At 46.4% G+C, this 9,505-nt stretch carries 15 protein-coding genes; 10 read left to right on the forward strand and 5 right to left on the reverse strand.

From position 1 onward, the window contains the following. The first annotated feature begins 438 nt into the window (after positions 1-438). Both RW114_RS18690 and RW114_RS18695 read left to right on the forward strand, forming a co-directional pair. A complete protein-coding gene (locus tag RW114_RS18690) occupies positions 439-957 on the forward strand; it encodes a transposase family protein (RefSeq protein ID WP_340124264.1) in 519 nt (172 codons plus the stop codon). Continuing rightward, on the forward strand, positions 905-1,276 hold the full coding sequence (locus RW114_RS18695) for a transposase family protein (RefSeq protein WP_340124265.1): 372 nt from the start codon (positions 905-907) through the stop codon (positions 1,274-1,276). The genes RW114_RS18690 and RW114_RS18695 overlap by 53 nt, the downstream gene beginning before the upstream one ends. Before the next feature lie 278 nt (positions 1,277-1,554). Here RW114_RS18695 and RW114_RS18700 read toward each other — a convergent pair whose 3' ends face one another. From RW114_RS18700 to RW114_RS18720, 5 genes are all read right to left on the reverse strand, one after another. Next, positions 1,555-1,788, reverse strand: coding sequence for a hypothetical protein (locus RW114_RS18700; protein ID WP_340124266.1), 234 nt, complete (start codon positions 1,786-1,788; stop codon positions 1,555-1,557). 137 nt (positions 1,789-1,925) lie between these two features. After that, positions 1,926-2,369, reverse strand: a complete 444-nt coding sequence (locus RW114_RS18705; RefSeq protein WP_340124267.1) for a phage holin family protein — start codon at positions 2,367-2,369, stop codon at positions 1,926-1,928. A 13-nt stretch (positions 2,370-2,382) separates the two neighbouring features. Then, complete coding sequence (locus RW114_RS18710) at positions 2,383-2,613, reverse strand: DUF883 domain-containing protein (protein WP_340124268.1); 231 nt, start codon at positions 2,611-2,613, stop codon at positions 2,383-2,385. Positions 2,614-2,682: 69 nt separating this feature from the next. Beyond that, complete coding sequence (locus tag RW114_RS18715; protein WP_340124269.1) at positions 2,683-2,913, reverse strand: ElaB/YgaM/YqjD family protein; 231 nt, start codon at positions 2,911-2,913, stop codon at positions 2,683-2,685. Positions 2,914-2,937: 24 nt separating this feature from the next. After that, a complete protein-coding gene (locus RW114_RS18720) occupies positions 2,938-3,252 on the reverse strand; it encodes a BON domain-containing protein (protein ID WP_340124270.1) in 315 nt (104 codons plus the stop codon). Positions 3,253-4,031: 779 nt separating this feature from the next. On the opposite strand from RW114_RS18720, the gene RW114_RS18725 reads away from it, so the two are divergent. The 8 genes from RW114_RS18725 (at position 4,032) to RW114_RS18760 (ending at position 9,316) form a co-directional block, all read left to right on the forward strand. Continuing rightward, positions 4,032-4,982: a hypothetical protein gene (locus RW114_RS18725; protein WP_340124271.1), complete on the forward strand. Its 951-nt coding sequence runs from the start codon at positions 4,032-4,034 to the stop codon at positions 4,980-4,982. A gap of 534 nt (positions 4,983-5,516) precedes the next feature. Next, the gene (locus RW114_RS18730; protein ID WP_340124272.1) at positions 5,517-5,924 is read left to right on the forward strand and encodes a BON domain-containing protein; all 408 of its coding nucleotides are present in this window, start codon (positions 5,517-5,519) and stop codon (positions 5,922-5,924) included. A gap of 17 nt (positions 5,925-5,941) precedes the next feature. Next, positions 5,942-6,457: a hypothetical protein gene (locus RW114_RS18735; RefSeq protein WP_340124273.1), complete on the forward strand. Its 516-nt coding sequence runs from the start codon at positions 5,942-5,944 to the stop codon at positions 6,455-6,457. A 57-nt stretch (positions 6,458-6,514) separates the two neighbouring features. After that, positions 6,515-6,958: a DUF2383 domain-containing protein gene (locus tag RW114_RS18740; RefSeq protein WP_340124274.1), complete on the forward strand. Its 444-nt coding sequence runs from the start codon at positions 6,515-6,517 to the stop codon at positions 6,956-6,958. Between the two features lie 348 nt (positions 6,959-7,306). Then, positions 7,307-7,723, forward strand: a complete 417-nt coding sequence (locus RW114_RS18745; RefSeq protein ID WP_340124275.1) for a hypothetical protein — start codon at positions 7,307-7,309, stop codon at positions 7,721-7,723. Positions 7,724-8,108: 385 nt separating this feature from the next. Beyond that, positions 8,109-8,285, forward strand: coding sequence for a CsbD family protein (locus RW114_RS18750; RefSeq protein WP_340124276.1), 177 nt, complete (start codon positions 8,109-8,111; stop codon positions 8,283-8,285). A gap of 85 nt (positions 8,286-8,370) precedes the next feature. Beyond that, the gene (locus tag RW114_RS18755; RefSeq protein WP_340124277.1) at positions 8,371-8,751 is read left to right on the forward strand and encodes a hypothetical protein; all 381 of its coding nucleotides are present in this window, start codon (positions 8,371-8,373) and stop codon (positions 8,749-8,751) included. Positions 8,752-9,037: 286 nt separating this feature from the next. Further along, on the forward strand, positions 9,038-9,316 hold the full coding sequence (locus tag RW114_RS18760) for a CsbD family protein (RefSeq protein ID WP_340124278.1): 279 nt from the start codon (positions 9,038-9,040) through the stop codon (positions 9,314-9,316). Positions 9,317-9,505 lie beyond the last annotated feature (189 nt).

Genomic DNA, 9,505 nt, shown 5'->3' on the forward strand with positions numbered 1-9,505 from the left:
GGTCAGTAACATCCCCGTTAAACAAAATCCTAGCCAAGTCTTTTGTAGGTGCGTCAGCCTGGCATTGGACTTTAGCTTTCCCAGGGCTGCATCTAAATCAGTGACAAACGATTTTATAAAGTGTGCCGGCTCGTACATCAACATGGTGTTGAAATACGTGGCAGTTTACACTGATTAGCTTACCCGTTTTCCGGCTGTATTTCTAAGTTTAAAAACTTGAACATCGAGTGTATAGGCTTCCATGCCCGCTTAGCGTGCGTTACTTGTTTTTTGTATTTTCGATCCCTACTTTTATTGGCGGCAACTTGGTTACTGCTACGTCGGTGCCCAGTTTCACCTCGATCGGTTTATCAATAGACATCTTTCCTAAATAGTTGGCATGGGACTAATCTTGATAGGGTTAAAATAGCGACTTTATCTCTAAAAACACGGATAGTCATGACACCTTATGCCCAATTGCTCACAAACAACCCTGAAGAATTCATGCGGACTGTTGGCTTATCAAAAGAAAATTTCCAGCACCTCAACGATAAATTAGCGGCTTATATTGACACACAAAAAGCCCTCAATCCGCTAACAAGACGGGGACGGAAAGACTCTAAACTGGCCTTAGAAGACCGCTTATTGCTGACACTTTATTACCTTCGCCACTATCCGACCCTGATCAATTTGGCAGCGGTCTTCGGCATCAGCGAGTCCTATTGCCATAAGGTTTATACCCGCACCGCAAGGATGTTGGCCAAAGTTGAAAAGATCCCCAACCGCAAGGCACTGTTGGAAGATCCCGCAGCCACCTTGGCCATTGATGTTTCGGAGCAGCCCATCGAACGCCCTGTCAAAAACCAGAAAGCATACTACTCTGGAAAAAAAACGCCACACGGTCAAGGTTCAGCTGGTGATCTGTGTGTTGACGCTGGCAATCCTCTCCCTGGTGGTAGGAAAAGGCCAACAGCATGATTTTTCGGTCTTTAAAGACAGCCGCCTATTATTGCATCCCGATGCCCTGCTGTTGGCGGATTCGGGATACCAAGGGATGCACAAACACCATCAGAACTCGACCCTGCCGGTAAAAAAGAAAAAAGGCCAACCCCTTTCGGTTGAAGACAAAGCCCATAATAAGACGCTATCAAAACAGCGTGTTTTCATTGAGCATATCAACCGCCGATGCAAAATCTTCAGGATTGTTAAGGATGTTTATCGGGGCAAGCACAAGAATTACTCACTGACATGGAATTTAGTGGCGGCTCTTGTTAACTTGCGCTATCGCTGTATTTAGGAAAGATGTCTAATAACCAGAGAAATTGGTTTGTCCGTTGAAACATCCAAGTTTACAGTGAGTAGGCAACCTGATAATGTAAAAAAAATCGAAACAAAGATTATAAATTTCCATTATAAAAAATATCTTTGAAAAACTTTATTCATAGCGATCATTGCCTTATTTTTTGAAAAAGGTTGATTTGAATCCTAAAAAACTTTTTTTGATTTTCAAATTATTTAGAAATGAAAATAACTTGAGCACGTACATTTTTGTGGCCTTGATATCTTAAAACCAAATTACTCGACATCTTGAACCTGTTGATGGAAGGACCTCATCATCCAGGCTAGAGGCAAGGCCGTGTATAAGGCGTGGATCGAGGTGATGAGGTTCAGCGCAGTCCTCAAGGGTGTAGTCTCGGAAGTGCGTAGTTTATCGGCTGCGCCACGGGATTTGGCGGTTTGGCGCTGGGTGAATTCGCCAAGGATAAATCCGATGCCGCCCGCCAGCAGCAAAGTGGCCGGAGCGGTCATCTGTTGTTGGATCTTCCGGACCAGCGTAGCGGTGCGAACACCGGTCCTCTGTTGACGGTTCAATAGCTCTCGCTCCACAGCCTTGATTTGAGTCCTCAGAGACCTGGGTTTGTTTCGCTTTAGAAGATAGGTTTTGATCATGACTTCTCCGTATCCAGTCGCCCAGAGGGCATGGATTGAAGGCTGCGAAGGGTCGCGGGAAATTGTAGATAGCGACTCTTACGGCGTATCACGCCAAAGAGTATAAGTGCGAGCAGCAAATTGGAAGCGACGGCAAGCAGTATGGCGCTACTCGTTGCCACGACGTCATGCTCGACCAGCTCCAGCATGGCGGCGGCCATGAGCCCTAGCCAGGCACCTATCAGAAACACGCCAACCATCACTCCGGCCACGATCATGTCCACCAGGCTCTTGCCCGCCCGCTGCGTCTCCAGCGCGGCAAGCCGGAAGCGATCGTGGGTTAGTTCGCTCAGCTCATGCCATAGCGACTGAGCATCTTCCAGCACCCCGGAACCGCTCACCGGATCGCCGCGCGTTGTAGCTTGCCCGGGAGTTTCATCCCCTATGGCATCCGGATTCATGAGGTTTGACTGTCTAACGGCCGCTCAACACGCGGCTCAGCAGAAAGCCGGCCGCCACGGCGATACCCAGCGATGTTATAGGGTTGTCGCGAACGTAAACGCGGCATTCCTCCATCATTTGCTGCTCGGCGTTTTTCAGTTGCTCACCCTTTTCGCTTAACGCTTCTGCGGTCTGATTGGCCGCACTGGCGACATTATCGACAGCCTCATTTGCGGAATTAGCCGCTTTATCTATTTTTTCCATGATGGTTTCCTCTCTATTTGAGCCGCAAGTCATTTACGGCGTTCGGGTTCATGATGTTTGACGACCGGTCTAACGTCGGCTGAACAAACGGCTCAGCAGAAAGCCGGCCGCTACCGCGATACTCACCGACGTTATGGGGTTGTCGCTAATATAACCGCCGCAATTCTTCATCAATTTCTGCTCGGCTTTTCTCAGTTTCTTGCCTTTTTCGCCAAGCGCTTCCGCAGTCTCACTGGTCGCATCGGCGATCTTATCGTAAGCCTCGTGTGCGGAATGGGATACTTTATCGGTAATATCCATGGTAGTTTCCTCGTCCAGTTAAGTTTATTTGAGTCGCATGTCATTCTTGACTGACTTCACGCCACCGACGCTGCGTGCCACCGCTACCGCTTTGTGAATATCGGCGCTGGAACTCACGAAGCCACTCAGTTGAACAATGCCCTTGAAGGTTTCAACATTGATCTCGGCGGAGCTCAAGGTAGGCTCTTCCAATATAGCCTCTTTAACTTTGCTGGTGATGACGCTGTCATCAACATATTCCCCGGATCCCTCCTGCTTTTGCGTCGATGCGCAACCCACGGCAGTTAATAACGTCAAAGCCAAAAAAAATGCGGTAAAAAATCTAATAAGGTGCTTCATGAGTAAATCTCCAATTATGGGTAAAAAAATCTAATAAGGTACTTCATAGCTAGCGCCAGTTCAGCTAAGCGAGTATCCCCATAGGTTAAAAAAATCCTTCGACAGGTTCAGAATAAGTTTTACTATAAAAACTAAACCGATCAGGGTTCGGCTAACGATCGGCGGCTGTTCGTACTGGTTACCCGCCTAGTGCCGAATAGACCCCGCCATTTGTCTACAACTCTCGGCACAGGCTCTACATGAGACGGAAGTTTTCTCCTCCAACGCACTTTCCACCGGTCTTTCTTTTAGGCAGGGGTGCATGGCGGTTTGCAGGCAGACCCGGTGGCAATGGCCACATGCCTCAATACATGCTTGCATTCCTTTCCTAGCTCTGTGTGGCCCGAGCGATTCATGGGATTCTCCTGAAGTAAAAACCAAAGAGGTAAGCCACTTCGATCAAGGGTCAAGTTTCGAGGCGAGACTAGTATCTTAGCGATCAGCATAGTCACAATATTAACCACAATCGGTTCGGTAGCGTACATAACGGGGTTTGAAGCAACGGTACGCAAAGTTACTCAATCGACCGATAATAATACTTTTTGATAATTTAAAATCTTGGTTCCTCTTTGAAAATGAGTTCAGTTATAAATGCGTATTACCCCCCGATAACATAATTAATGTGTAAATGCCGTAAGAAAAAATGCGGCAACTTTTTCACTGCTATGTTTGATGGCGTACAGACTCGCGACGGCAACTCGTTAAATAATTTGCCAAACTCAACTTTGTCGAGACTCCTCATGGCACTTCCAAACATCTCAGCCGCTGGCGAATACCCAGAACCCATGCAAGCCCAAGCAAGCGCAGTGTCGTGGAGCGCCATCGTGGCGGGAGCCGCAGCCGCAGCTGCCCTGGCGCTGATCCTTTTGATGCTGGGAACAGGTTTGGGGCTGTCCTCGGTGTCACCCTGGGCGTACAGCGGCGTGAGTGCAATGACCTTCGGTGTATCGACCATCCTGTGGCTGACCTTCACGCAACTCATTGCTTCCGGAATGGGAGGGTACCTCGCCGGCAGGCTGAGAACAAAGTGGGTTGCGGTGCATACGGACGAGGTCTATTTCCGCGACACCGCGCACGGCTTCTTGGCTTGGGCTGTCGCCGCGCTCGCGACCGCTGCGTTACTCACTTCGGTGATTGGGTCGATCGTCAACGGTGGAATTCAGGTAGGAACCGCTATGTCTGGTAATGTCGCCACCGCCACGGCGGTCGGGTCCGAGATGACCAAGCCCAACAATGACAGTGGACCGATGGGCTACTTTGTGGATTTGCTATTCCGAAATGACCTCAACTCGACCGTATCCACCCCGGATATCGCCGGAAGCGACGTTATGCCGGGATGGTCCCCGAAGCCAATCCATACAGGGTCCGCACCCGAAGTTACCCGTATTTTTATCAACTCTATTCGCACGGGCGCCTCCCTGCCTGAAGAAGATATTCGGTATGTCGGTCAAGTTGTTGCGCTACGTACCGGTCTGTCACAGAAGGATGCGGAAAAACGAGTGATTGATACGTATGCACGCGTGCAGACCAAACCGCAGCAAAAGAAGCTGCTGACAAGGGTCGCAAGGCTTCCGCCTATGCGGCGCTGTGGCTCTTCATCTCGCTGCTCATCGGCGCATTCGTCGCCAGTTTCGCGGCTACAGTCGGCGGTCGGCAACGTGACATGTAATTACACACCTATAACCAACTAACTTAAGGAGACAAGCAATGCGCTCAATACTTTTGTACTTTCTCGGCATCCCCATACCCATCATCATTCTGATTGCGCTGTTTGTGCGCTAGATAGTTCAAGCTTCACCAAACTTGAAATGGAGAAAACATCATGGCAATTACAACGAATAAGACGAGGAAACTCATCCATCATCCGCCCAAACTCAGGCAGCAAAGGCACTGAGTCAAAAAGGCGAGCCATTAAAAACAGTGGCGCAACAATTTGTAGAAAATTGCCGGGATTACAACCATAAAAATCCCATAGTTTCGTTAGGCCTAACAGTAGGAGCCGGTTTTTCTTTTAAGCCGGTTGTTGAGCGGTCGCTAGACCGTCAGCCTGGTTGCCGATGCGATAACAGATTTTCCGAGCAACAGAAGTTTCTTTCTACTGCTCATTAACAATACCTTTGGTCGTTAAATAAAAGGAATGATCATTCGTAAAGTTAGAAGGGAAAGCCGGCATGGATGCAGTTCAATTATCATGAAAAATAAATACACTATTTAAGGAGATCACTATGTCTACACGATTACTGTTAGTTATGTTCACTTTGACGGGCGGTTTAATAATGATGACCGGTCCTGTTCGAGCCGAACAGGACGCCGCCATCTATATGGCGGCCAGCTCGGAATTGGAAAATACCGAGCGCAATGTTCGCGATAAGGATAACACTACATTAACCCCGGAAGATCAAAAAGAAACCAAAAAAGATATCAAAATCACGGCTCACATACGTAAAGCCGTGGTTAAAGATAAGTCGCTATCAATTGATGCGCAAAATGCAAAAATCATTACACGTAGTGGCGTGGTAACTTTGCGCGGGCCTGTTGCAAGTGAAGCTGAAAGCAAAATGCTCCAAAAAATCGCCACGAAAACGCATGGTGTAGTGAAAGTAGATAATCAACTAGAAATTAAAGCGCCATAAAGGTCCAGGAGAATGTCATGACTAAAGCAGTTTTTTGTATCGCCCAACATACCGATCAGGCAGAGATTATTGTTAATGACCTGACGACATCCGGTTTTTCATCCAATGATATATCCGTGCTGTTTCCAGATAAATCCTCTACCAAGGATTTTGCTCATGAAAAGCACACCAAAGCGCCTGAAGGGGCTGCTATCGGGGGGACAGTGGGTTTAGGCACCGGCGCTGTGCTTGGATTACTGGCCGGGATCGGCAGTCTGGCTATTCCAGGTGTCGGTCCCTTTATCGCCGCCGGACCTATTATGGGGGCATTAAGCGGTGCAGCAGTAGGCGCTGCCACAGGAGGTTTGACTGGCGCTTTAATCGGACTGGGTATTCCGGAATATGAAGCCAAACGTTATGAAGGAAAAGTCAAGGGCGGCTGCGTCTTGATTTCTGTACATGCGGCTAGCAGTGAAGCGGTTGACAAGGCAAAAAAAATATTCGAGCGGAATCATGCCGAGGATATTTCTTCAACTGAAGAAAAGTCAATTTAAGCTTGATGATGCTATTTAGCATCTGATCTTAAGAAATAATCACCTAGTAGGTTTATTATGCATAACATTGAAACACTCAACAAATTTCTGAAAGATGAATTATCAGCAACGGAAACCTACCAACAGGCATTGAAAAAACTTCGAGAAGATGCCGGACTGGGCAAAGCTGAGGATTTAATGCCCATTTATGAGGCTCATAAAGAGGCGGTTTCCAGTTTACAGGCACTCATCAGTCGACTGGGAGGAGCTCCTTGTGAGGACACTGGAGCCTGGGGAACTTGGGCGAAATTAGTCCAGGGAAGCGCTAATCTGCTGGGTAAAGAAATGGCACTAAAGTCCTTACAGGGAGGAGAAAAAAGTGGCGCAGAGGATTATGAAGAAGCGCTGCAGGATACTGAGTTGTCTTCAGATATTCGCTCTTTGATTGAAACAAAGCTGCTGCCTGCTCAACAAGCGCATATTCGAATTTTGGATCGGCTTTTGGGCGGGGGAACTGATTAGGTTTTCCAGCCTTAGCATGTAGTTATTAATTGATGTCAGCGTGAACCCCAATTGGTTCGCGCTGGCCTTATTTATTGCGTTACCGGATTTTAAATAAATGTCCAACTTACACTGAATAACTATTAAACCTGATTAGCAAGGATCGCCAGCTAAACGAATTCATACCGGTTTGACGACTACCTGAGGCGTTTGTTAGTTCGGCTGAAATTGTAACGTAATCCGTAATCGATAAGACGTTAATTGTCTAAATGCAGCTGGATGGGAAGAAATGGCGAAATACAGGTGATTAATAGATTTTGCTGTGATTATGCGGCGAAATCTTTTTGATTTTTTAAAGTGGAGGCTTATATGTCTGTATTTAATGCTGAAGATTCAACAAGATCAAGCCTGGATCACGTCCGTAGCTCTACCTCTGCCCATGTGAACGAAGAAATTGATCATCAAACGGATATAAATATTCACCGTTATAAAGGTAAAAGCAGGGCAGAAATTTTTGAGCGTATTCAAATGCTGGATAAGGAATGGGATATAGAGCGAGTGCTTGAGGTTAATGCGTCTACTTTAGCCCTTTCCGGCCTGATTCTTGGCTTAACCAAAAATCGAAAATGGTTACTCCTGCCCGGCATTGTGTTGCCGTTTCTGTTGCAGCATGGTTTACAAGGATGGTGTCCACCCTTACCCCTATTACGCCGGCTTGGTATCCGTACCCGGGGAGAAATCGACCGTGAAAAATACGCGCTTAAAATCCAACTGGAGAAAAGCTGAGTTGATTCTATTTAACCTGAGTTCGGGAGGGATAGATTAAGGCAAGAGAAGGTCGTTATCTGCTCTAAATTTTAGGCTATGTCATCGTTAATTATGGAATTTTTTATTTCTTTTTCATAAAATGATTTTTTGTGGATTTTCAATTGGAGATCATCATGAAAAGCGCCCCTCGAAAGCGGCCGCTCACCTGAATAGAATGTAGGGTTACACTTCGGTTAGCTCAGATATTTCAAGATCATCTTGCAGTCCCAATAGCTTTTTGTTCGCTACCGTACCGACGACCTTCGGTTTTATCTGTAATTTTTCATGTGGGCGTTAGGGAGCTTCATCCCACGCTTTTCTCATGGCTATCTAGTCATGACTATATAATTATCAGGAGAAAATCATGAACAAAGATCAAGTAAAAGGCAGAGTCGAAGAAGCCAAAGGTAAAGTTAAGGAAGTCACCGGCAAGATACTGAACGACGATGAGATGGAGCTGGAAGGCAATGTCGAAAAAAAAATTGGTAAAGTCAAAACGGGCTTTGGTGATCTTAAGGACGATATTAAAAAAAGCAAATAAAACGTGCCGTGCTGAGCTGAGCTGCCCTTTCCAGACTAACAGCTCTTCAAGACATTCGTAAATAACTTTATCACAGGATATAAATATGAAAATCAACCAAATGAAAACCATCGGTTTATCAGCAATCCTGGCTCTGCTTGTTTGCTCATTTGGCGCTTATGCTGAAGAAACCAAAGAGGAAACCCATATGAACAAAGACCAAATAAAAGGCCGAGTTGATGAAACCCGTAGTGCAGACTCTGTCGATGAGCAAAGCGAAGCCTTCAATATCTGCTTACGCGCTACTCAGCGCTTCGAACAACAGGAAAGGGCCAAAGAGACGGGCAAAACTGCGGTAGCGTCACTATCTGATTCGTGCAAAACGGAATTGAAACCACTAACGTATTGGCTTTGCATGGATAAAGAAGCCAATGGGAAAGTCGACTTTAATGTCGCGCATACGCATTGTTCGAAACAAACAAACTAATTTATTGCGTGCTTATCCGGTTAACACACACAACAAAAAACACATGCCTTTTTTTAAGCAGAAAGTGGAGTGCCGGCTCTATTTTCATGATTAGCAGACCGATGTTGCGTCGGTTTTGCCGCGAATTTGGAACGAAAGTGGAGTTTCCATCTTGGTGTGTGCGACAACCGGATAAGCACGATTTATTGAAATAATTCACGGGGTTTCAGAAATTTTCTCGATAGTTATTATTGAGATGGGCAATCAGATAACAGAATGCCTAGTAGTTGAGCGACAGGAAATGAACATGAAACTTACTAACATGAAACTCACCGGCCTATTTGCATCCATCGTTTTGATATTCTGCTCGTTTGGCGTTTATGCTGAAGAAAGCCAAGAGGCGACCCCTCCTATGAACAAAGATCAAGTAGAAGGCCGAGTCGGCGAAACCCAGGGTAAAGTTAAGGAAGCCACTGGCGTGGTGCTTGACGACAAAAAAATGAAGGAAGAAGGAAAAGTCCAAAAGAATGTCGGCAAGGTTCAGAAGGGCTATGGTGAGATCAAGAAGGATATTGAAAAAAGTTAGATGCTATACTTTGACAAAAGTTATCTAATAGCAGCCAAGCAGATGAGGTTATATGGATAATGATACATTACGAGCAGCTGCTGAGGCGCGGCTCTGCCATGCACCTGTAACAACATTAGTGAATTGCACTGCCGAAAAATTACCGCATGAACTCCAAGTACTCCAGATCGAACTGGAAATGCAGAATGA

This window comes from Methylobacter svalbardensis (genome assembly GCF_037671525.1).
Lineage (GTDB): Bacteria > Pseudomonadota > Gammaproteobacteria > Methylococcales > Methylomonadaceae > Methylobacter_A > Methylobacter_A svalbardensis.